19 protein-coding genes and 5 pseudogenes are annotated in these 21,805 nt (G+C 68.1%); 13 read left to right on the forward strand and 11 right to left on the reverse strand.

What is annotated here, in order from left to right:
- A pseudogene (locus AB0K02_RS30240) lies at positions 1–743 on the reverse strand (hypothetical protein); the annotation flags it as partial.
- Between the two features lie 316 nt (positions 744–1,059).
- Between AB0K02_RS30240 and AB0K02_RS30245 the strand changes: the two are divergent.
- The 3 genes and pseudogenes from AB0K02_RS30245 to AB0K02_RS30255 form a co-directional block, all read left to right on the forward strand.
- A pseudogene (locus tag AB0K02_RS30245) lies at positions 1,060–1,146 on the forward strand (aspartate ammonia-lyase); the annotation flags it as partial.
- A gap of 778 nt (positions 1,147–1,924) precedes the next feature.
- Entirely contained in the window at positions 1,925–2,341 is a 417-nt protein-coding gene (locus tag AB0K02_RS30250; protein WP_365995761.1) for a thioesterase family protein, read from the forward strand.
- A 201-nt stretch (positions 2,342–2,542) separates the two neighbouring features.
- Positions 2,543–2,917: a hypothetical protein gene (locus AB0K02_RS30255; protein ID WP_365995762.1), complete on the forward strand. Its 375-nt coding sequence runs from the start codon at positions 2,543–2,545 to the stop codon at positions 2,915–2,917.
- Positions 2,918–3,169: 252 nt separating this feature from the next.
- On the opposite strand, the pseudogene AB0K02_RS30260 reads toward AB0K02_RS30255, so the two are convergent.
- Together AB0K02_RS30260 and AB0K02_RS30265 are read right to left on the reverse strand one after the other, a co-directional pair.
- A pseudogene (locus AB0K02_RS30260) lies at positions 3,170–3,745 on the reverse strand (lyase family protein); the annotation flags it as partial.
- Positions 3,746–3,752: 7 nt separating this feature from the next.
- Positions 3,753–4,419: pseudogene (locus AB0K02_RS30265) on the reverse strand (amino acid ABC transporter ATP-binding protein); the annotation flags it as partial.
- Between the two features lie 515 nt (positions 4,420–4,934).
- On the opposite strand from AB0K02_RS30265, the gene AB0K02_RS30270 reads away from it, so the two are divergent.
- The gene (locus tag AB0K02_RS30270; protein ID WP_365995763.1) at positions 4,935–5,396 is read left to right on the forward strand and encodes an Lrp/AsnC family transcriptional regulator; all 462 of its coding nucleotides are present in this window, start codon (positions 4,935–4,937) and stop codon (positions 5,394–5,396) included.
- A gap of 174 nt (positions 5,397–5,570) precedes the next feature.
- Positions 5,571–8,408, forward strand: a complete 2,838-nt coding sequence (locus AB0K02_RS30275; protein WP_365995764.1) for a LuxR C-terminal-related transcriptional regulator — start codon at positions 5,571–5,573, stop codon at positions 8,406–8,408.
- Positions 8,409–8,763: 355 nt separating this feature from the next.
- Here AB0K02_RS30275 and AB0K02_RS30280 read toward each other — a convergent pair.
- The 3 genes and pseudogenes from AB0K02_RS30280 to AB0K02_RS30290 form a co-directional block, all read right to left on the reverse strand.
- Positions 8,764–9,250, reverse strand: a pseudogene (locus AB0K02_RS30280) (amino acid permease); the annotation flags it as partial.
- Positions 9,251–10,832: 1,582 nt separating this feature from the next.
- Positions 10,833–11,033 carry a hypothetical protein gene (locus AB0K02_RS30285; protein WP_365995765.1) on the reverse strand — a complete coding sequence of 67 codons (201 nt, stop codon included), beginning with the start codon at positions 11,031–11,033 and terminating at the stop codon, positions 10,833–10,835.
- A complete protein-coding gene (locus AB0K02_RS30290; protein WP_365995766.1) occupies positions 11,030–11,551 on the reverse strand; it encodes a carboxymuconolactone decarboxylase family protein in 522 nt (173 codons plus the stop codon). The genes AB0K02_RS30285 and AB0K02_RS30290 overlap by 4 nt, the downstream gene beginning before the upstream one ends.
- Positions 11,552–11,640: 89 nt before the next feature.
- Between AB0K02_RS30290 and AB0K02_RS30295 the strand changes: the two genes are divergently transcribed.
- The 4 genes from AB0K02_RS30295 (at position 11,641) to AB0K02_RS30310 (ending at position 14,821) form a co-directional block, all read left to right on the forward strand.
- The gene (locus AB0K02_RS30295; protein WP_365995767.1) at positions 11,641–12,279 is read left to right on the forward strand and encodes a TetR/AcrR family transcriptional regulator; all 639 of its coding nucleotides are present in this window, start codon (positions 11,641–11,643) and stop codon (positions 12,277–12,279) included.
- An 18-nt stretch (positions 12,280–12,297) separates the two neighbouring features.
- The gene (locus AB0K02_RS30300; protein WP_365995768.1) at positions 12,298–12,792 is read left to right on the forward strand and encodes a DUF6196 family protein; all 495 of its coding nucleotides are present in this window, start codon (positions 12,298–12,300) and stop codon (positions 12,790–12,792) included.
- 221 nt (positions 12,793–13,013) lie between these two features.
- Positions 13,014–14,393: an SMI1/KNR4 family protein gene (locus tag AB0K02_RS30305; RefSeq protein ID WP_365995769.1), complete on the forward strand. Its 1,380-nt coding sequence runs from the start codon at positions 13,014–13,016 to the stop codon at positions 14,391–14,393.
- A gap of 143 nt (positions 14,394–14,536) precedes the next feature.
- Positions 14,537–14,821 (forward strand): antibiotic biosynthesis monooxygenase, encoded by a 285-nt coding sequence (locus tag AB0K02_RS30310; RefSeq protein ID WP_365995799.1) that lies wholly within the window; start codon positions 14,537–14,539, stop codon positions 14,819–14,821.
- Positions 14,822–15,462: 641 nt separating this feature from the next.
- Here AB0K02_RS30310 and AB0K02_RS30315 read toward each other — a convergent pair.
- Together AB0K02_RS30315 and AB0K02_RS30320 are read right to left on the reverse strand one after the other, a co-directional pair.
- A complete protein-coding gene (locus AB0K02_RS30315; RefSeq protein ID WP_365995770.1) occupies positions 15,463–16,335 on the reverse strand; it encodes a hypothetical protein in 873 nt (290 codons plus the stop codon).
- A complete protein-coding gene (locus tag AB0K02_RS30320; protein ID WP_365995771.1) occupies positions 16,335–16,634 on the reverse strand; it encodes a hypothetical protein in 300 nt (99 codons plus the stop codon). Before AB0K02_RS30320 ends, AB0K02_RS30315 begins: the two co-directional genes overlap by 1 nt.
- A 71-nt stretch (positions 16,635–16,705) precedes the next feature.
- Here AB0K02_RS30320 and AB0K02_RS30325 point away from each other — a divergent pair, with 71 nt between their 5' ends.
- The 4 genes from AB0K02_RS30325 (at position 16,706) to AB0K02_RS30340 (ending at position 20,031) form a co-directional block, all read left to right on the forward strand.
- Positions 16,706–17,443: a WYL domain-containing protein gene (locus tag AB0K02_RS30325; RefSeq protein WP_365995772.1), complete on the forward strand. Its 738-nt coding sequence runs from the start codon at positions 16,706–16,708 to the stop codon at positions 17,441–17,443.
- A 670-nt stretch (positions 17,444–18,113) separates the two neighbouring features.
- On the forward strand, positions 18,114–18,365 hold the full coding sequence (locus AB0K02_RS30330; protein WP_365995773.1) for a hypothetical protein: 252 nt from the start codon (positions 18,114–18,116) through the stop codon (positions 18,363–18,365).
- Positions 18,362–18,940, forward strand: a complete 579-nt coding sequence (locus AB0K02_RS30335; protein ID WP_365995774.1) for a sigma-70 family RNA polymerase sigma factor — start codon at positions 18,362–18,364, stop codon at positions 18,938–18,940. Before AB0K02_RS30330 ends, AB0K02_RS30335 begins: the two co-directional genes overlap by 4 nt.
- A complete protein-coding gene (locus AB0K02_RS30340; RefSeq protein ID WP_365995775.1) occupies positions 18,937–20,031 on the forward strand; it encodes a hypothetical protein in 1,095 nt (364 codons plus the stop codon). Before AB0K02_RS30335 ends, AB0K02_RS30340 begins: the two co-directional genes overlap by 4 nt.
- A 127-nt stretch (positions 20,032–20,158) precedes the next feature.
- Here AB0K02_RS30340 and AB0K02_RS30345 read toward each other — a convergent pair whose 3' ends face one another.
- The 3 genes from AB0K02_RS30345 to AB0K02_RS30355 all read right to left on the reverse strand — a co-directional run bounded on the left by AB0K02_RS30345 (position 20,159) and on the right by AB0K02_RS30355 (position 21,733).
- Complete coding sequence (locus AB0K02_RS30345; protein WP_365995776.1) at positions 20,159–20,521, reverse strand: hypothetical protein; 363 nt, start codon at positions 20,519–20,521, stop codon at positions 20,159–20,161.
- A 269-nt stretch (positions 20,522–20,790) separates the two neighbouring features.
- Positions 20,791–21,261, reverse strand: a complete 471-nt coding sequence (locus AB0K02_RS30350; RefSeq protein WP_365995777.1) for a hypothetical protein — start codon at positions 21,259–21,261, stop codon at positions 20,791–20,793.
- A gap of 88 nt (positions 21,262–21,349) precedes the next feature.
- Positions 21,350–21,733, reverse strand: a complete 384-nt coding sequence (locus tag AB0K02_RS30355; protein ID WP_365995778.1) for a VOC family protein — start codon at positions 21,731–21,733, stop codon at positions 21,350–21,352.
- Between the last annotated feature and the right edge of the window lie 72 nt (positions 21,734–21,805).

Consider the following 21,805-nt stretch of genomic DNA (forward strand, 5'->3'; position numbering starts at 1 on the left):
TGCTGGCCCGTGGCGAGATCCCAGATCCGGACCGTGGCATCGGCGCTGCCGGTGACAGCGACCGGACAGCCGTTCACGGTAGCCGTCGCCACCGCCTGGACAGGGTCGGTGTGGCCGGTCAGAGGCGCGCCGCTTTGCTGGCCCGTGGCGAGATCCCAGATCCGGACCGTGGCATCGGCGCTGCCGGTGACAGCGACCGGACAGCCGTTCACGGTAGCCGTCGCCACCGCGCCTATCGAGCGTGTATGGCCAGCCAGCTCGCCGATCTGCTCACGGGTATTCAGATCCCAGATCCGGACCGTGGCATCGGCGCTGCCGCCAAGAGCGAGCGTGCGGCCGTCAACCATCGCTGTGGCCACCGCTCTCACCCAGCCGGGACGGGGCAATGCATTGCGGAATCGGGAGTCGAGCCGGGAGCCGGTGGCCCACTCCACATGCCACCGGGCGCCGGAATCCCCCTGTACCGGTACATTCGCGATCCGCGCTGACAACTCCCGGTCCCCGTAACCCGCCGCATCCAACATCAACAAATGCCGACGCTGTACCGCCGGCGCGCGATGATGCAGATACGACGACGCCCGATACACCGCCGCCCCCAGCCGCGCCGCAGGCCACGATGCCGCATCCACCAGCCCCATCACCTCCCCGTGTTCCGCGTTGACCAAGAACTGCGGATCCGCCAACCGCCCATCCGCCCCTATAAGCATGGGCTCGACACCGTCAACATGCAGGTCATCAGACATGACCCCATGCAACCATCCCAGCCGACATTCCACCGCCCACCAGATGCCTCCGCAGCCACAGTTGAGTAGAACTACGTACAGAAGCCGAATGAACGAGCAGTGCTCAAGACTTGTGGATCGACGTGTGGATCGGCCTCGGGTTGGACGCGAAGGACGTACGTTCCCGAATGATCCTGAACCGCCCCGGGTTTGATGGAGACATCGAAGACCCGGAAGGATGCCGATCACGGCTGCTCCCCGTACGTACCCCGACGAACGGCGCGAGCGTGCGAGGCGGTTGGCGGTCGAGGCCCGCAAGGATCCGGCCGGCCGGGCCGGTGCGATCAGAGCCCTCAATCCGCACATCGGATACACCGCGGCCACCCGCGTCGCCGCCGAAGCCCTGGCCGGCGGGCGCGGCATCCGTGCCTTCGGCCACGGGCTCCAGTGAGTTCCGCGCATACCGTGCGTACCGCAGGACCGCCCAGCCGGTGATCATGGGTTGCACCAGGACCAGTGTGAGCGCGATGTTCAGCGGACCCGCCCAGGAGAACGCCATGAAACCGGGTGCCTCGTTGGCCAGGATCACGCCGGCCATCTGGGCGCCGACGACCGCGGCGGCGCCCAGGGCCGGGCGGCGGCGTGCGGCATGCAGTTCGCGCAGCGCGCTGGTCCGCCGTTGGCTTGGGAGGAACTTCTGGTCCGTCAGAGGGGAAAAAGGGGTTCTCGTCGACGGTGTGGCGGACGCGGGGGGGCCGCCGAAGCAGCCCCGGACGAGGTGGGGATGTCGGTCGGAAAACGCCCCGGCACGCCGTCTCCCGAGACGCAACCTCATCCGGTCCCCGACTGCGAAAGGCGGGTGCTTCCCGCCCCCTCCCTTGGCTGTCCTCTGCCTCCATCTCCCCCGCGCGCGTCGGCTTCTCCATAGGTAAAAATACGTAATCCTCTACTCAATCGCTGGTCAATGTGATCTTCAGGGCGAGTGAGTGCGGACTGGGCGTCTACTGTGTTGATCATGTCCTGCTGAGGCGCGCGCGCTGCCTGCCGGACGTCATCGTCAACTCCTCTCGCGCGCGTACATTGACCCACCGCCAAGAGGGGTTGGACGTGAGAACGAGGCAGGCAGAGTACCGCCTTTGTGCCCGTCACCTCACTCGTCCACGGTCTCCTGAGAACTCAACGACAAACGGACTGACTCGGATATGACTCGCCACGTGTACCACTGCCCCATCCGCTGGTCGGACATGGATGTCTACCAACACGTCAACAATGCCGTCTTCCTCACCTATCTCGAAGAAGCCCGCAGCGACATGCTCGGCGTCCATGCCGCCAGGGCAGGGGTGGACACTTTCGCCGCAGGCTGCGTGAGTGCGAAGCACGGGATCGAGTACAAGACGCCCCTGGAGTGGCGTGAGACGGCGGTCGATGTCGAGGTATGGGTCACCGACCTGAGGGCAGCCTCCTTCAACCTGGCCTACGAGGTCAAGGACGAAGGGACGCTGTACGCGAAGGCCGCCTCCACGATGGTCCCCTACGACCTGAAGAGCAGGCTCCCGCGGCGCCTGACCGACTCCGAGCGGGCCTATCTGACACGCTTCTTGGCACAGCGGCCCGCCTGACCCGGCCGGAGGGCATCACACCCACGTTCCGCTGACTGCGAGCGGGCGCGCGACACCGGTGCCGCACTCGGCGTCGCGCCCACCCTTGTCCATGCATGCACGAGGTCGCCTCGCTTTTCGTCGACGACCAGGGCCCTTGGTATGGGCGTGCTGGGCCGTGCGATCCGTATGCGCCGTCCATAGCTTTGAGAAGGAACACCCATGAATCGTAAGTTGCTTGCCTTCGGCCTGGTGTTGCTGCTGATCGCAATAATCGGCGTCGCGGGAATTGTACGAGGCAACACGTTGGTCGATGAATTCCAGTCGCGATTCGACCACGACATCACGAGAGCCGAAAAGGCCCTGCAAGCGTCGCGCGATGCAGAGGGGGAGCAACAAGTCGAGCTGCTGCGCGAGTGGAAGAGCTCGCACCAGTGGGCCGAGTTGGCCCTGGCCGACCGGGAGGAGGTAGAACAGCAGCTGCTGTTGATAACCGCGGGCACCGGTGTGGCGCTTGTCTCAGGTTCGGTGCTCCTGCTGAAGAGCCGCCGACGCGTCACCGCGCCCGAAGCGTCTTCCACCGGGCAAGACGGCTGAAGCAGGCTCCTCATACCGAGCGTCGGAGCCCGCCACGATGTCAAGCGTCCGGCCGCCCGTCGGCCCTGCCGGCGACGAGCGGCGGGGCCCTGAACTCCGGGTTCCGCGGATCGGGGCCCCGCTCACGGTATGCCCGGCACGGCGGACGTCGTGGAACACGCGCAGTGGACAAGGGGTCCGGTGGCGGCTCGCCGGGGCCCATGGAAAGGCAGGCGTGGTGTCGGTCGGACGCGAGTGCAGCGTCTCCTGGTCTCCGCTTCGGGCCAGCGTCTCGGCTCGCAGGACGCGCCGGAGGTCGTCGGCTGTGAGCAGTCCCCGTGCCAGGACCACGTCGGCCACCGGCAGGCTTCTGTCGAGTGCTTCCTGTGCGGCGGCGCTGGCCTGTGCGTAGCCGATGACGGGGCTGAGGGTGGTGGCGATCCCGATGGTGTTGTGCACGACCGCGCGCAGGTGCTCACGGTTGGCGGTGATGCCGTTCACACAGCGGCCCGCCAGCGTCAGGCATCCGGCCTCCAGCCAACCGAGGCTTTCGAACAGGCAGTGGGCGATGACCGGGTCGAAGGCGTTGAGCTGGAGCTGGCCAGCTTCGGCGGCCATGGTGATGGTGATGTCGTTGCCGATGACCTTGAAGGCGATCTGGCTGACGGCCTCGGGGGTCACCGGGTTGACCTTGCCGGGCATGATGCTGGAGCCGGCCTGTACCGCGGGGAGGTTGATCTCGCCGAGGCCGGCGCGGGGCCCGGAGGACATTAGACGCAGGTCGTTGCAGGTCTTGGACACCTTGACGGCGATGCGCTTGAGCACCCCGGAGGGCTGGACGAACGCTCCCGCCTGCGACGCGATCGGCGGCCCGGCGGGCGAAGCCCAATCATGCGTCACTACGACCATCGTCATGCCGTCCCGGGCGAGGGCCGTCATGACGTCCAGCACCTCGTTGACCATCTCGAGGTCGAGGGCGGAGGTCGGCTCGTCGAAGAGGATCACCTTCGGGTCCATGGCCAGGGCCCGGGCGATGGCCACCCGCTGTTGCTGTCCGCCGGACAGCTGGCCGGGTACCTGTGTGACTGGCTGCCGATACCGACCCGGTCGAGGAGTTCGTGGGCACGCTGCTCGGCGGTCCTCCGGTTCTGCTTCAGCACCTTGACCGGGGCGAGGGCGACGTTGTCCAGGACGGTCTTGTGGGCGAAGAGGTTGAAGCGCTGGAAGACGATGCCGACCTCGGCGCGCAGTCGTGCGAGCTGCCTGTCTTCGGAGGGCAACGGCGTTCCGTCGACGGTGACGGTGCAGGAGTCGATCGTCTCCAGCCGGTTGATGGTGCGGCAGAGCGTGGACTTGCCGGACCGCGAGGGACCGATCAGCACCACGACCTCACCGCGACTCACGGCCAGTTCGATGTCCTTCAGCACATTCAGTGGCCCGAAGTGCTTGCTGACCTTGTCGAGCACCACCAGGTCGGTGCTCGACACCACCCGCTGATGCGTCGCGGACATAACCTTGGCCATGGGAACAATCCCTCCCTTCCTCGAATTCGCAGCCGATGCCGTTCTCGGCGGCGATGGCGTCACCGTAGGAGGAACGCACTCCCGCAAAGGGTTTGTGCGCTTTGCGCTCAGCGGGACGGTGTGGAAGAGGGGGCAGGGACGGCCTGGCCGTCTTCGCGGACACCCTCATCACGCCGATGGTGTCCCGGGAGGCCTCGTCCCACCGGCCATCGCGCATGTACTGCTGGATCAGCCCGTTCAGATGGTCGCGGAAGTCGGTGTCGCCCCGGACGCACACCGATGCCGTACGGCTCCCTGCCGAACGGCTTGCGACGAGCTGGACCGTGTGGTGTCGTCTGGACGGTCGCCGATATGAGGAGCGTGGCCCTCTGTGGCGTACGGCGAGTCAAGTCCCCGGGGGATCACGGCCGCGTTCGAAGAACTACGTATTCGTATACGTACTACCGGCCGGTCACCACACCCCGAACCTGTTGGTACGGTCGCCGTCCGACGCCCCAGGGAAGGAAAACAATCACGTGACGGCCCGTATCGAGCTGGACGCACTCGACAAGACGCTGATCCGGCGGCTTCAGGAGGACGGCCGGGCGTCCTACACCGATCTCGGCAAGGAGGTGGGGCTTTCCGCTCCGGCGGTACGGGCCCGGGTGCAGCGGCTGACGGAGCGCGGGCTGCTGCAGTTCGCCGCGGTCACCGATCCGCTCAAGCTGGGGCTGCCCGTGATGGCGCTGCTCGGCGTCAAGGTTGACAACGGTGTCCAGGAGATCATCGACGCGCTGGAGCGCATCGACCGTGTGATCTATCTGGTGGCCACCGCGGGCTCCTTCGATCTTTTCGTGGAAGTGGTGTGCCGGACGATGGACGAACTGTCCACGTTGATCAACGACGGTGTCCGTACGATCCCGGGGGTCCGCGAGGTGGAGTCCTTCCCCTACTTCGGGATCCATGTACATCGATTCACCTGGGACATTCCGGACTGAGCCACCCCTGCCCCGCTTTCGCGGCTGCGTTGGAACCCGCACCCGAACGCATCGGCTGGTTAAAAATCGTAAGTCGAACAGGTGTTGTTCTTTCTGTATGGTTGCCCTGACATCACCCGAGGACAGATGTGCGCCGGGATGCACACCGGAGCGCACGGGGGAGGAAGGGCGCTCGTGGTCACCGTGCCCATACAGGCGGCTGGGGATATTCCCGTCGCACGCGAAGCCGAGTTCGCCCGGCTCACGGGCATCGTGGAGGCACTGACCAGCGGACAAGGCGCGGTCGTGGAGATCACCGGAGAGCCGGGCATCGGAAAGACCTGCCTGGCGGCCGCCTTGACGGAACTCGCGGCGCGGCACGGCCTCCCGGTGGCCCGCGCCCGTGCCGTGCGCGGAAACACCAGCCCGTATCAGGTCTTCCGTGACGCCTGGCACATGCGGCAGGGCTTCCCACAGCGCCCTGAAGGCCCCGAGGAGCCCTTCGACAACATGTATGACCAGCCCGCGGAATGGGCCGCGGGGGGCGTGCTGCTCCTGGACGACATCCACCTGTGTGAGCCCGAGTCAGCGAAGCTGATCGTACGGCTGGTCCGCTCCGTGGTAGCCGCACCGTTCGTTCTCGCCTTGGTCCACCGCCCCCGCGAGTCCCGCCCGGAACTGCTGGAAGCGCTGGAGGACGGCCTGCGCGCGGGCACCGTGAGCCGGATCGAACCCGGCCCGCTGGACGCGGATGCGGCGGCCCTCCTCCTCGACGACTGGGGGGTGTCCGGGAACCCCGCCGCACCGGAGACGGCCGGACTCCGCCAGTTCACCGACCAGTTGCACGCGGCGGCCGGGGGCAACCCGCGCTATCTTCGCCTCCTCGTCGCCGCCGGCTGGCACCCCGACCACTGGCCGGACCACCCGGGCAACGACACCGACGGGCTGCTGCGCGAGGCCAGGCCGCTGATCGCCGAACTTGACGCGCTGACACCTGAAGCCGCAGTCACGGCCGCGGCCGCGGCCGTGCTGGGCTGCCCGTTCCGGCCGGAGGACGTCGCTCATGTCTCGGAGCTCGGCCTGGAACGCACCCTGGATGCCCTCGCGGAACTCGAACGCGCGGATCTGGTGCGGTCGGCCGACTGGGGCGGGCGGCTGAGCTTCCGCCATCGCGTCATCGGCCATGTCGTGCACGAGACCACGGTGCTGTCCTTCAGGCTGCGCGCCCACCGGCGCGCCATGCAACTGATCACCGAACGTGGCGGCCGCGCCCGCGACCGGGCCCGCCATGCCGAGCACCTGTTGGGCACGGACAGCGGCACCGCCGTGCACGTCCTCTCCCAAGGTGCCGCGGAGATCGTTACCCGGGCGCCGGCCACCGCGGCACGCTGGCTCAGCCAGGCGCTGGAGTCGCTGCCCGAGGGCGGCACGGACTCCGGCCACCGGACGACGATGGAACTCGCCTGCTGCAGCGCGCTGATCGCCGCCGGGCAGCTGAAGGAAGCCCGTGCCCGCGCCCATGAAGTGTTGGCGGACCGCCACGCGGGCCTCACCGGAGCACAGCGCCTGCAGGCTCACACTGTCTGTGCCACGGCCGAGCGGCTGCTCGGCAGGTACGAGGAGGCCGCAGCCTTCGTCTCCGCGGCGCTCGCCCTGCTCCCCCGACCGCTGCCCGATCCGCTGCCCTCCGAGGCCGCCGAACTCGTCATCGAGTACGGACTGGTCCACGCGCTGCGCGGTACGTACGCGCAGGCGCGCACCCTGCTCCACGACGCCTCGCGGGCACGCAGCGACGCCGACTCCGCCACGTGCGCCGCGCTGCGGGTGCTCACCGCCTTCTGCGACACCTACCTGGGGCGGCTGGACGAGGCCGGTCCCGAAATCACGCGCTGCGCCCGGCTGGTGGACTCTCTGCCGGACACGGTCGCGGGACACACTCCCGAGGCCCTCGCCTTTCTTGGCACCGCCGAGCTCTACCTGGAGCGGTACGCGGACGCGATACGCCATCTGAGCCGCGGGCTGGGAGCCGTGGGCGGGGGTGCCCAGCGGCACATCCTGATGCACCACTTCCTCGGCCTGTCGATGGCCGAACAGTGGACTGGCAGGCTGGACGCCTCCGTGCAGCGGGCCGGCGAGGCCGAGGCCCTGGCCCGCTCCCTCGGCACGCCGAACGCGGTCACTCTGGCTCAGGCCATGCGAGTGCTGGCCCTGATGTGGTCCCGGGGACGCCAGTACGCACCCGAGGCCATCGCGCTCGCCGAGCAGGCGGCGCGGAACACCCCCGTGGGTCACGACTGGTGGACCACCTCGGCGACCGGCCTGCTGGCCCAGACTCGGCTCCTCGCCGGCGATCCGGCGGGCTGTCTGCGAACCCTGCTGGACGGCGGTGGCGGTGAGCAGCTGCCGCTGGTCCAGCCGACCCTCCGGCCCTCGCAGCTCGCCCTCATGGCAACGGCCACCCTGACCTGCGGAGACCGCGACACGGCGCGCGGGCTGATCGGGGCAGCGGAGGCGGACGCAGCGCGACTCGGACTGCCGGTCCAGGAGGCGTGCGTACGCCGGGCCCGCGCCCTGCTCCACATGGCTGACGGCGAACACGACGCTGCGGCCAAACTGTTCGAGCTGGCCGCCGAGAACTTCCGGCGCGCCGACATGCCTGTGCAGTACGCCTGGACCCTGGCGATCGGATCCCGCTCGGCCTGCGCGGCGCACGGGCCGGCCACCGCTCTGCGGCAGCTCGACGCGGCCGAGACGGCTGCCCGTACCTACGGGGCACTGCTGGTCGAGGAGCAAGTTGCCGCCCGGCGTGCTGAACTGACGCAGCATCAGCCAGTGGTGGACTCCCTGGCACTGCTGAGCACCAGGGAACGCGAGATCGCCGAGCTCGCGGCCTCGGGAATGCGTACCCGCGAAATCGCGGAGCGGCTCTTCCTCAGTCCGCGCACGGTGGAGACGCATCTGTTCCGGGTCTACCGCAAGCTGGATGTGTCTTCCCGCCTCGCCCTGTCCGGCATCCTGCGCCCGAGCCGATGACCCCGCGAGCGCCGGGCGGCGAATGGCGCATGACCGCCAAGTGACACCAGCAGCCGGGGAACCGGCCGTTCGTCCGGTCCTGGCATGTGTACGCTGCAGCCGGCTGGCCTGCGCCTTGATGCCGGGACGGCCTCGCGACCTCGGCCGGGAACCGGCACGGGCTCCCGCGACGTGTTCGTCCCCCGACCCGGGCTGGTCCCGTCAGTCGTGCGCAAGCGTGCCTGCCCCCTGAACAACGCGATCTCGTCGCTGAGGCCCTGCAACCGCATCCATTGCTGTTGAGGACCCGAAAAGAGCGACAAATGAGCCCCGCGCAAGACGACGCAACCAGCAGGGATCCCCCGTGTGCCCTTTTCGGCAGGGCACCGTCGCGGGAGAAGGCGTAGATCATGCGGGAGTCCGCGGTCACGTAGGCCATACCGCAGAAGAGTTGGGCGCCGATCACGATGAGGAGCATCACCTTGCCGGTGCTGGCGCCGAGGGCGTCCATGAAGATCTGTGCGGGCGGCACCCCGGTCTCCGACGTGAGGGAGCCGGTATAGGACTGGATGGCGAAGGTCAGGCCGAACAGCAGGACGAACCCGGCAGCCAAGGAGACCAGGATTGAGCGGACTATGCCCTTCGGCCCATCCACGGAGGCATTCATCGTCTCCTCCGTCATGTGGGCGGAGGCGTCGTAGCCGGTAAGGGTGTACCGGGGCCATGAGCAGGCCGATGAGGGCGACGTAGACGGCGGAGCCCCAGCCGGTGTTGTTGACGAATTCGGTGAACACGAACTCGGCGGACTGGTGGCGGTCGGGGACGGCCAGGAGGGCCCCGACGATCACGACGCCGATCAGGTGCCCCGCAGCAGCTCCAGGGCACATCGGTGGCGTACGGGCTGATGGCGTCGAACACCTCCGCAGCAGCCTTGTGCCGGTTCGCGAAGGACAGTGCATGTGCGAGACAGTTGGCGTCCTCAGGGAACGCGGCATGGGGCCGGGTCGGCACCCCATAGGCCCACCAGTTGACCCATGCCTGCTGGGTCGACGGGTGGTCGGTCCACGGATGGACTGTCAGCCCGTACCGCTCGCCTTCCGTCTCCATCCGCAACCGGTGCGACTCGGCAAGAGCGACCAGGGGAAGGATGTGCAGCGGCAGGCCGCGCAGGGCGTGTGCGCACCGCTCCTGAGCCCAGTGGAACATCTCGCCGCCCGAGCCGTGCCAGGACGGGAACATGTAGGTGAGGAGCTCGTGGTGAGCCTCCCTGTTCCACCGGTCTCGCTGCTCCACCTCCTCCCACACGATCCGCACTGCCGACCTCCACTCCGGATCGCGGGATGGGGAGTGGAAGCGAAGCAGCGCGAGCATGACGACGTACGGTGCCGGGTCCGGCGGCGGAGCGTCAGCCGCTGCATCGTATGCCGCCCACGCCCGCTCCATGCCCTCGCTGCGGCCCATGCGGGCAAGAACCTGGAGTCGGAGGATGCGCCGGTCCCAGTCCGCGCCGGTCGCGGCGAGCAGCTCGCGAGCGCCTTCCCACCGGCCCATTGCCGCATCCTGGACCACGGGTTGAGGATGCCGCGCCTCATCAGGCCCGGGGCGTACAGCACAGCGTTCATATCTCGCCCGACCATCGCCTTCCGGCGACGCGGGTCGTAGAACCGGCGTCAGGGTCGGGTGGCCTGGGGCCGGAGAAAGTGAGCCGCTCAGCGACAGACGGGTCGGAGTCGCCGAGGTAGGCGCCGGTCGAGCCCGGGGCTGGCTGTGCGGCCGCATGCCGTCCTCACCAGGCCGATGTGCACGGTAGCTCCTCGGCAGGAGGCGAGTGCCGACGGCTTCACCGCATTGCCTTGAGGTGAAACGCTCCCGTCCGACTGAGCCAGGACAGTGCGGCGGTCACGTCACCTCGCACCGCGGGCTGTCAGGAAGCACAGACCGGCCAGGACCAACCCATACGGCCCCCACAAGTACCGCTCCCAAACGCTTGAGGACACGACATTCATCACCGCGCCAAGGAACAGGAGTCCGAACAGGACCCAGGTGCCCCTGCGAGCCAACGCCTCGGGTATGGAGAGCCGTCCCAGCCCGGCGCGGCGGAGCACGATCACCGCGGCGGATACCCAGATAAGGATCGCCACACCGCTTGCCACTCTCAGGTCGGTGGGCAGGGAGCCCGCGTGGATGCCGCCCCATGCGGCGTGCCCGAGTGGCGCCCCGAGCGCGAGAGCGAGTTGGAACAGTGAGAGGCCGCAGTCCGGCGGCCAAAGCGATCGCTGCGGCCTGTCTCCGTGTCTGGTCCGCGCGTGTGGTGCTCATTCGGGGTGCTCCTGGCTTGAGGGGGCGATGGCATCGAGTGCGGATCCGCGCGTAGCTGCTGTCCAGGCCGGGCCGTAGAGGCCGGTTGCTTTGTGGAACCGGCCTCTACGTTCTCCTGCCGTAGCTCTACGGGGTGCAGCTGATCAGGCGCACGGCTGGTGCGGAGACGACCTGGATGTGCGGGACGTCGGGGACCTGGATGTTGACGAAGCCGCCCTCGATCGCGAAGCGGACGCCGTCGGCGCGGGCCGTGCGGCGACCGTCGGCCCCGGTGAACGTGTAGCCGTCCACGAGTTCGATGGAGCCGGTGCGCCAGTCGCTGGTCATGCGGCGACCTCCGGGAAGTCGAGGTCGGGCTGTGCCAGGTGGTTGAAGTAGTTCGACAGCGTGTTGAGCGCGACGTGGGCGACGATTTCGGCCAGTTCGGCGTCGGACACCCCGGCCGTGCGGGCGTCGGCCAGCGCCGCGTCGTCGACCCGGCCCTGGGTGCGGATGATGTCGCGGGCCAGACGCAGGACCGCATCGGCGTGCTGGTCGGAGTCGTCGGCGGCCTGCCGGGTGCGGGCCAGTTCCTCGTCGGTCAGACCGAGCTTGCTGCCCCGCAGGGTGTGGGCGCTGACGCAGTAGGTGCAGTGGTTCTCCTGCGCGATCAGCAGGGCGAGCTGCTCGCGGAGGCGGACGTTCAGGGCACCGCGGGTGAGGTGGTCGCGCATGGCCAGGTAGCCGGCGAGGGCGGCCGGGCCGTTGGCGAGCGCCGCGTAGAGGTTGGGCACGCGGCCCAACTGGCGGCGGGTCTTCTCGAGCAGCTCTGAGGCGTCCTCGGCGAGCTGGGGGATACGTGGCACGATGACTCCAGATGGTACTGATCGGTTCCGTCTTGCAGGACGGTACCGATCGGTTCCATTTTTCGTCAAGACCGGGATAAGGTGAGGTCATGGCCACCAGAGCACGCGAACGCCTCCTTGACACCGCCGAGGAACTCTTCTACGCCGAAGGCATCCGGGCGGTCGGAGTGGAGCGCATCGTGGCCGAGTCCGGCGTGGGCCGGGCCTCCTTCTACCGTCATTTCGCCAGCAAAGACGACCTCGTCGTGGCCGTGCTGCGGCGACGGGATGAGGCTTGGCGCGCCTGGCTGGCCGAGCGGGTCGCGGCGCTGGGCGGCGAGCCGCTGGACGTGTTCCACGCTCTGGCCGAGCGATTCTCCCGCGCCGACTTCCGCGGCTGCGCCTTCATCAACACCATGGCCGAGACCGCTGACACCGGCAGCCCTGCATACCGGGTCGCGGCCGAGCACAAGGAGAGCGTCACGGCCTATGTCGCCGGCCTGCTCGCGGACTGCGGCCATCCCGAAGCCGACGAACTGGCACGGCGGTTCGTCCTGCTCATGGACGGGGCGATCGTCACCGCCCTGCGGGAGCGTACGACCGCCCCCGCCCACGAGGCACGTGACGTGGCGGCAGCCATGCTCGGCACCGGCATCCCGACAAGGCGGTCCCCCGGGAAACGACGGCCCCGTCCACTGCCGCACGCCCCGGGGGTGAATAATCCTGCGGAATCGACGAACGCCCCCTGACCAGATAAGGAACGGCACGTGGTCAGCATCAGCCACGAAACATCACAGGAAACCCGCACGCGGCTGCGCCGAGTGCTTGCAGAGGCCGCCTTCACAGTAGTGCCCGGACATTGGGCGTACCACGAGCACCCCGCAGGGCCAGTACCGCAGCCGTCCACCGAAGCACTGGCTCTGGTGCGGGACGAGGAGAGCTGGTCGGTCCTCGAGCCGGCGCAGGGCGACGAGGCGGAGGTCTTCGGCGTCTTCTCCTTCCACTTCCCAGCCGCAGCCGACAACAGCGGCTTTGTGGGCTGGCTCGCCGGCGAGCTGAAGGGCCACCTCGGCACGGGCGTGGCCGTGCTCTGCGGCTACAACTCCGCGCAGGGCGGCATTTACGACTACTGGCTCGTCCCCGCACAACTTCTGGGCGAGGCCGTGGCACACGTGCGGAATCTGGCAGCGGAGGGCGGTGAAGACGGCCAGCTGAAAGGGTCCTCGGCGTCGGCTCTCGGCAAGGTGGCCCCCAGGGAGTGATGGCCCGCCGACCTCCCCGGGCTACCGACGGAATCCGTCTACCTGCCGTTTTGCAGCTCCGGGCTCGTGGGGGTCCCACGATGAGCTTGTCGGTTTCCCGGAGGGATGAGGCCGAGGACGGTGGGACTCGGCCAGGGTGGTGGCCTTCCGTAATAATCACCCTTCACGACGCGCCCGCCCTTGCCGCCCCCACCGTCACCCGGAACGACCGGAGGCCCACGTTGCCCTCGATACATGACTTTGCGACTTGGGAGCCCGTGCTGCGGCTCCTGCGTGCCGCCAACATGGAGAGGCTGGCCGCCCCGGGCGGCCACGTGGGGGGACGCATCGGCCGACACGGGTGGAGCATGCCGATGCCTCCGCGACTCCCGCGGCCGGGACGAGCCCTCCAGGTGGAGGACATGCAGGACGAGTTCGACGCCGTGGAGCGGGTCCGGAGCGCGCTCGCGGACGCAGGTTTCGACGAGATCTCGTTCGTTGCGGAGATCTCCCCGAGCGGACAGACCACGCTCCACCTGGTGAGTTTCGGCCCCGCCGTGGAGGCTGGCACCGGTCCGCACCCGGGCTCGCTCGTCCTGGTTGAGGGCTCCGTCCCCGAGCCCTGGCGCCGCGTGCCCGATCCGGTGCCAGGGGCGGTGCCGGCCCCGTCGGTGGATCTGGCGCTGCTGGAGCGGAGGCTGCGCAAGCGGATTCCCCATGCCATCGGCGCCACCGAGGCGGAGATCACCGCGACGGAAGCGCGCCTCGGCGTCGCGTTGCCCGACGAGCTCAAGGTTCTCTACCGGGTGACGCGAGGGCGTTGGGAGGACTGGGGCGATGACTACGAGAAGGCGGAGCGCGTCTTCAGAGCGGTCGGCTGCGAGCTCTTCCCTCTGGATGACCTGTACATCGCCGACGCGCCGTCCCGTCCCTCCCCGTGGGAGTTCGCGGCGATGGCTGCGGTCGTCACTCCGCCCGACGCCGCGGTGCAGGGGGTGGTCGGCTCGCCCGGCTGGATCGCCTTCGGCGACAACGGCGGCGGTGACCGGATCGCGGTCGACCTGACACCGGGCCCGCGCGGACACACAGGGCAGATCATCGTGCTCAGCCATGAGGAGAACATCGGCGCCGACCTGGTCGCCGACTCCCTCACGGACTTGGTGATGAACCGGCGCAGCCGACGGCACAGCGGCCGTCGCCATGACCAGCTGCCGGTTGTGGCCCGGGTCAACATCCGAAGCCTGCCAAGTATCCACGCTGCTGCCCACCCCGGGCTGGAGGTGCTGAGCATCGGCGTGTGGGAGGGTGAGCCGCTCAGCCTCGCCCCGGTCATCGGGCTGCCCCGCCTACGGACCCTCACTGCCTACCCCGGTACGCTGGCCGACCCGCTGGAGATCGCCAAGCTGACCGGACTGGAGTTCCTGGAGCTGGGGCCGGAGGAGTGGCGCGTCCTCCTCGACGCCGGAGCCGTCCCGCGCAGCCTGTCGGCCGCCGCCATCGAGGTGCGCGGCGATCGGCACCCGCTCGCGATCGTGGCTCTCGCCAACGAACTCCTCGATCTCTGGGACCGCCCTCCGATCACCCAGACCATCCTCGAAGGCCACCTCGGCCCCACGGCGTAGACGCCGGTGGCGGCCCACGAAGACGACCAACGGGCTTTACGTCACTCCACGAGCCGCATTTCGTCAGTTCCCCTCCCCGGAGGCGAATCCTGCGAAATGAACGAACACCCCCAACCAGATGAGGAACGACTGTGATCGTCAGAGTGAGTGAGGCACGCGTACGTCCCGAACGTTTCGAAGCATTCCGCGACATGATCGTCTCTGCGGTACGCGAGTTTCCCAGCCGCTACCCGGGGCTGGTGGACCACGAGGTACTGCTGGCGCCGCCCGACTCGCTGCTGTACGTCAGTCGCTGGCGCAGCGAGCAGGATTTGGTCGGCTACGCCGGCGAGCACTGGCGTGACCAGCCCGTGGTGCTCCCGGGTGAAGACGAGTACCTTGTTGCACCACTTCAGGTGCGGCACTTCACACTCGCCCCTCTGACCTGACTCCAGCTGCAGAGGCACCGACGGCTTCCACATACGCGTTATCGACTCCCACACTGCCGTTGGTCCAGGGATGCCGTTGACTGACGAGTGGGCATGGATTGATCCGTTACTCCCGGACCGGACGCCGAGCCAAGGTGGCCGCTGGCGGTACCACGGCAGGTGATCGACGCAGTTTCCTTCAAGAGTTCCAGACCGGAACGCCAGCGGCATCTACGGCCCGAAGCAGTGACGAGGCATGCCGCTGCTTCGTCCACATCGCAGGCGTCCTCCTCTGGCCCGCCCGCTGATCCAAACGAACTGCCCAGTCCAGAGAAGGTCGCGCTGCCCGTGCGGCTCTTCGGGGCCACCGACCGAAGAGCACGCCGTGCCCCGCCACGAGATCCACGTCCTCGACAACAGCAGAGTCGAGCACCGGCGCTTCTGCCGAGCTGACGAGATCCAGTGCGAAGACGACCTGGGGACGGAACCGCGGTCATCGGGAGATTGATCACGGTTCCCCAGGCCGCGTGGGGCCCAGGTCGGGCGCACCCGGCACTGCCGGCACGCTCCCGCGACGATTCCCCACCTGATTGAACGCCAGCGCCCGCAACGTCGTCGTCCCGCCCCGGCAGAACAAGGACGAGACCCCTCGGTCGTCACCGTCACGCGTCCTTGTCGAGGCGAACGTCACGACTCGAGCATTGCACCCAGCTACTTTTCATCTTTCGCCCATGGCGCCCCGGGAGAGATGAACTGACGATGTCCAGCGCGCGAGGGTGGTCCGCGCGGACCAAGGTCCGGGCCGCATGGCGGATCACATAGCGCATCTCGCGCGGACGCTGCTGCCCTGAGTTCCGCCACCGCTCGAGGGTGTCGAGCGCGAGATCCGGGTCCTTCTTGGAGATGTCGTTGACGTGGTTGGCCACGGACCGGGTGACGTAGCGCGTGGGGTCCGCGAAGAGCCGGTCGAGGAGCGGGACCCCCACGTCGTAGGGCAGCGTCAGATTCCGTGCCCACGGGAGCCGCGGTCGTGTTCCCTCGCTGCACAGCCGACGTACGTGATAGTGCTCGTCCTCCGTCCAGACCAGCAGCGTTGCCAGCACTTGGTCGGGGAAAGCGTCAAGAAAGGGCCGGATCGCGAACTCGGCGGAGAACCGTGTGGTGATCTCGCGGAGCGCGGCGAGCGAGAACTCGAGGTCCTCGGCCGAGCAGCCGCGCCGGCCGATGTACTCGGCGTACGGCGCGTAGATGAAGTCACCGAAGTCACCGTCGGACAGGCCTGGGTCGGCCGGGGCGGGCAGCGAGCGCACCAGTACGCCCGCTGCCTCCCGGAAGTCGCGCGGCAGACTCCTCTCCAGGCAGATGGCTATCCAGTCGATGCGCGCCTTGAGTTCGAGCTCCGGGAACCGCGCAACGACGGCGGCGGCGAACTCGTCCGCCCGGAACGCCGGGTCCACACGCTCGATCTCGCCGGCGATCAGCTCGACCTTCTCGCGCGTGAAGAACTGGTCCTTGAGGGGAAGCCGCGCCGCCATCACTCGTAGCTCTTCAGGACCTCGTAGACGCGGTGCGAGCCGTCGCCGTCCATGATCGAGAAGAATGCGGCACAGACGTCGCTGTTCTGCTCCGCCTCGAGCACCTGGTCGATCGACTCCAGGTCGCGGAAGAACACGAGGTCGGCGTAGCCACCGCCTTCGCTGTCCTTCACCAGGACCCGCCTGATGATCCCGTCCTGCTTGCCGGCGAACTCCTCCTCGAACCGGTCGGAGGCGCTGAGCAGGGCGTCCTCGGAGACGCCCGCCTTGAGCTCGAACGGTGCCAGTGCGATGTGCATATCGGTCTTTCTCCTTTCGCGGTGACACCGACGATAGGGAGCAACATGTCACTCACTGGCATATTTGGGGGATGAGCAGCGATCAGCCCCGGGAGAGCCGCGTCCTGCGCCTCGACAAGCTCAAGGCACTGCTGGCCGAGCGCGAGTACACGACAGCCGCCGACCTCGCCGAGGAACTCGGGGTCAGCACGCGCACCCTGCACCGCGACCTCGCGCTGCTGCGAGAGATGGGACTCCCCGTCGAGGGCGACCGGGGCACCGGCGGCGGGCTGCGCCTGGAGCCAGGCTGGTCGCTCGGCCGGGTCCACCTCAACGAATCCGAGGCGCTCGGCCTGCTCCTCAGCCTCACCATCGCCGAGAAGGTCGGTTCCCCGTTGCTGCTGGACGACCTGCGCTCGATCACCCGCAAGGTCGCAGCGGCGTTCGCACCGACCCAGGCACGCCGGATCCTCGCGCTGCGCCAGCGGATCCTGATCGGGCAGGCCGCGTCCGTGCAGGTCCTCGCCGGCTACACCGCACCCCGGCCGGCGGTAACGAAAGCACTGCTCGACGCATTCGCGCGGCGCCGCACTGCCCTGATGCGCTACGAAGACCGGCACGGCGCGGTCACCGAGCGCGAGATCGAGCTCCAGTTCCTCTACTACAACATGCCGGTCTGGTACGCCCTGGCGTGGGACCTGTTGCGGGACGACATCCGCGCTTTCCGCGTCGACCGAATCCAGGACGTCCGGGTGCTCCCCGCCGAATTCCGGCTGCGGCCTCCCGCGCCCTTCCTAGCGGCCGGCGAGGAGACGGTGCGAACCATATGAACGCCGTCAAGATGCCGTGGAGGATGCTGTGATCGAGCGTCAGGTCCGCTCCCGGCGGTCTGTCAGGACTGTCTGGGGCCGGGGCGCGGTACCGCGCTCCGACTCCCCGACACTCTGGGGCCGTACCGGTCGTCGGCCTCGGTCAGGCCAACCCCGAGATCAGCTACTGACGGCTTCTCGGCTTACCCGGCGATACCCCTACTTGTGCCCCGGCCTTCGCCATAGCATCAGCATTGCGGCACCTTGCTCACCTATGTGAGTCAGGGAAAGGCGGCGACACTCGTGCAGGTCCCCAGCCCCTCGCGGCCCCGCGCACGGCGGAGTCCGCTCGTCCAGCAGGGCGGCCTGGCCGTATGAGAGGCGGGCCGGCTCGGTTCCCGGCAGACGTCGCCGGGGGGCCGACGGCCTTGCACTCCAGCCCGACCCCGCCGCTGGCGCGGGCCCCGTCGCCGCGTGGGTTTCCGGGTGAGTCAGAAAACCCATCGTCGGGTCGTCAGGCACGTTGACTGTCGCTGGGACGATACCTGCTGGCCGGTGCCCCTCAGCTCCCTTCTGCCTCCGGTTGAACAATCCCGACGGCAGGGGTTCACGGAATCGGCCCTTCCGGACTCTCCCTATCGACGGGGCCAGACACCTGGCTCTGGGACCCGTATGAGAGGGGGAGACGTCCATGGACTCGGCTACAGCCGCCGTCACCATCGTCTCGATTGTCGTCGGCCAGGTGTGTGCTCTGCTTGGTCTGTGGCTGCGCCTGCGCTGGCGGGTACGTTACGAGCAGGCGCAGCGCCAGTATCTCGCCAGTACGGTCGAGACGGTGGCCAACGGGGGCCGCGTGAAGGTCGACGAGCACAGGAGCGACGGGCACCGGCTGCGGATGGAGATCACCTGTGGTCCGGCCAGGACGCAGGAGGGGGAAGAGTGAGCACCCACGAACCGGCGGACGGTGCGGATGCCCCGGCAGCCGCACCTGCTGGCCATGGTGCGCTCGTCCGGCGCAGCCACGAACGTCTCTCCCTGGACGAGGAGTTCTCGGACTTCTACCGCAAGACCATCCGTGGCCTGACCGGTTTCCTGGTCAACCAGGGCGCTTCGTTGCCGGAGGCCGCAGACATCGCCCAGGACACCATGGTCCAGGCATACCGAAGCTGGGCCGGGCTTCGTGCGCCCCGGGCGTGGGTCCACGCGGTCGCCTCGCGCGCCTACATCCGACGACTCGCCGAGGTACGGGAGGAGCCTGTCGATTCACCGCCCGAGCCGACCTCACGGCTGCTCAGGCCAAACGCTGTCGAGGAGTGGGAGGCCCGGCACGATGCGCTGCAGTGGGTGAAAGCGCTCCCGCCCCGGCAACGCCAAGTCCTGGCCTGGACCATCAGCGAATTCACCCCAGCAGAAATCGCCGAGCAGCTCGGACTGACCCCCGAGGCGGTACGCGCGAGCCTCAAGAAGGCCCGGCGCGCCATCACCGGGACCACCAGCCACGGGGAGGAGGAGAAGTGACCGACCACCGTGAGACATACGAAAACGATCAGACAGCAGACGGCCGGCTCACCCGGCAGCGCGTCCTGATGAACGCCCTCGACGCCGTCCTCGACGTTGAAGCCGGCCTGCGGGAGGTTCTGCTCCAGTCCCGGCCCGCCGCGGTGATCGACGACCTCGACGCCGTCCTCGACGTCGAAGCCGGCCTGCGCGAGGTACTCCCCACAGCTCCGCCCGCACCCAAGGTTCAACCACAACTGCGTACCGCAGAGGCCGGTTCCCCATCTGCTGAGCAGCTCTTTCCGTCCGTGAGCAACCAGGCCCGTCTGCAACTGCGTGCCCACCCCGCCGTCACAAGGGCATACCGCACTTTTGAACGCGCCATCAGCCTCGCCCACGCCCTCGGCTTCGAACTCGACCGTGCCCGTGCCTTCGTGAGCGCCCTCGACCTTGCCCGCGCCCTCGCCCGGGCCCTCAGCGTCGACAGTGACCTCGGCCTTGCCCGCGACCGCTCCCTGTCCCGTGACCTCGTCCGCGCCCTCGGCCTCGCCCGCAGGCTCGTCCCCGGCCGCCCCCGCAGCCTCGCCTTGGATCTCGACCGCGCCCGCGACCTCGCCCTCCGCGTCCACCGCGACCTCGACCTGGGTCTCGCCCGCGGCCTCGCTCGGGCCGGCGCCCTCGACCGCGCCCGCGCATTCGACCTTGCCCTCGCCCTCGACTCCACCCACACCGTCGCCCTCGCCGGCGCCCGCGAGCCAACCCCGGTCCCCGCCCTCGACACCGCCCGCGCCACCGCCGACGACCTTGTGAGCACCCGCGCCGAGGAGGTGAAGCAGGCCATCGACAGCGCGCTCGGCCAGGCGCTGCCCGGACTCGATGTGGATCTGGTCGACGGATTCCTCAACGACTTCACGACATCAGACCTGCGCAACGCTGACCTGGGCGGCATTGACCTTGTCGGGGTGCGCTGGTCCATGAGCGGAACCCAGTGGCCGAACGATGTTGACATCGAAGATCTCAAGACGCGTTCAGAAGAAACCCCCGTGGGCAGCGGGATCTGGACGGTGAGATCAGGTACCGCGACCGTGGGGGACCTCGCCACATACCAATAGGCCCGTCACGCCACCGTTACGTCGACCGACCACTCAGCTCCCTGTAACTGCCTGCTTGGACGCAACTGAACTCAAACTCGTGAAGTCGGCGGTGTCGCGGAGCCCGTTGGGCGCTGGTCGTTCGGGATCAAGAGTGCGTCTGCAGCCAGTGACGCGCGGCAGCCAGTGTCACTCCCATGTCGTCGCTCCATGAACAGACTTCAAGCCACGACAGGTAGCCGTCCTGGGTGAAGACCAGGACCTCACCGGGGCACTCGCCGGCTTCGGTGACGAGCGGCGCTTCGGCCGCCACGACCGTGCTGGGGCCGGTGGGGGCAGGTTCCGCCTTGCTGATGTCGAGCTCGAAGTAGGCGGTGCCGCACCCGCATGTGCAGCGCGCTCGCACGCTGAGGTGAGGAACCTGCCTTCGCAGCGCGACATGAACCGGGTTGTCCGCGTTCAGGACTGCCACCAGCACGTCGGCTACGTCGGCAGGCAGGCTCTCGTTCATCCCGTCACCGTATCTGACCAGCACGTTTAGACCCCGGCCGTGCTCGCTCTATCGCCGTTCGGCTGGCCAGCGTGTTCACGCGTCCAGGGCCAGGCCGGTGCCAGCGAGGCAGCCGTTGATGACCTCCGGTCGGTACTGCAGCATCGTGAGCTTGCGCTTCACAGCACGGGTGATCTGGCTGAGGTCGGCGGCGGCCAGGTTGCCGATGTCGCGCTTGACCAGCGACCAGATGCCCTCTTGCGGGTTCAGGTCGGGCGCGTACGCGCCTGTTAACCCGCTGGAGCAGCTTGCTGCTGCACAAGCTCAAACCTGACCGGCGCCACGGATGGTATGGAGATTGTGTCGCCTTCAGCGAGACCTTGAGGATCCTCGTAATCGACGGGTAGCACGATCAACATCGTGTGAGGACGAGGCAACCACCCAACGTCTTGAGGTGGATCGCAGTACTCGATGTCGATCACCCGTACCAACTGCTCGGGAACACCCACGCCGCAGCTGTCGCCCGCAGACAGCGTCCAGGGGGCAGGATCGGTCTGGAAGAGGCTGAGCCGAGACTCGGAGGATCCTTGCTTGCGCGGAATGGCGTACTGCCCGTTCCACCGGATTCCAGAGTCAGGGTCGATCTGCTCCCATGGCCAGACGATGGACACGTCCCGGTCTGAGATCTCGACTACCCGTGTGGGGGTAAAGGAGCAGCTGACACGCAAGATGTCGCCCAACTTGATCGTCTCGTCGTTCATGATCGCCCTGCCGCTCCCTGCCACGTGTGAGTAACTCCCACTCGCGACCAGTGAGTACATGGCGACGTATCACACCCGTCGTGATCCATCACGCGGTGATCTTTGCAGACGTACCCTGGTTCGACGGAAGTCGGACGAGACAGAACTCGTTGCCTTCGGGGTCGGCCATCACCCGTGCGGTGACACCGTCTTCGGTCGTCTCATCGACAACGAGGGCGCCGAGGGCCAAGGCGTGACGTGTCGCTGCCTCCAGATCCGCCACGGTCAGATCGACGTGCACGCGGTTCTTACCCGTCTTGGCCTCGCCGACACGTTGGAACGCAAGTGCCGGTGCGCCGTCCCCGGAGGGCGCCAAGATGACGTACTGCCTCCATCTCGTCTTGATCTGGACGCCGACAAGGGCCGACCAGAAGGCCGCGAGCCGCACCGGGTCTGCGCAGTCCATGACGATGTGGGACAGACGGAGTTCCATCCACACAGTCTCACAGAACACTCCGGACAGCCCCGGGCCGGGGTTCGGCCAGGTCCATGACGGCCCAGTCGT

The organism is Streptomyces sp. NPDC049597 (genome assembly GCF_040675505.1).
GTDB lineage: Bacteria > Actinomycetota > Actinomycetes > Streptomycetales > Streptomycetaceae > Streptomyces.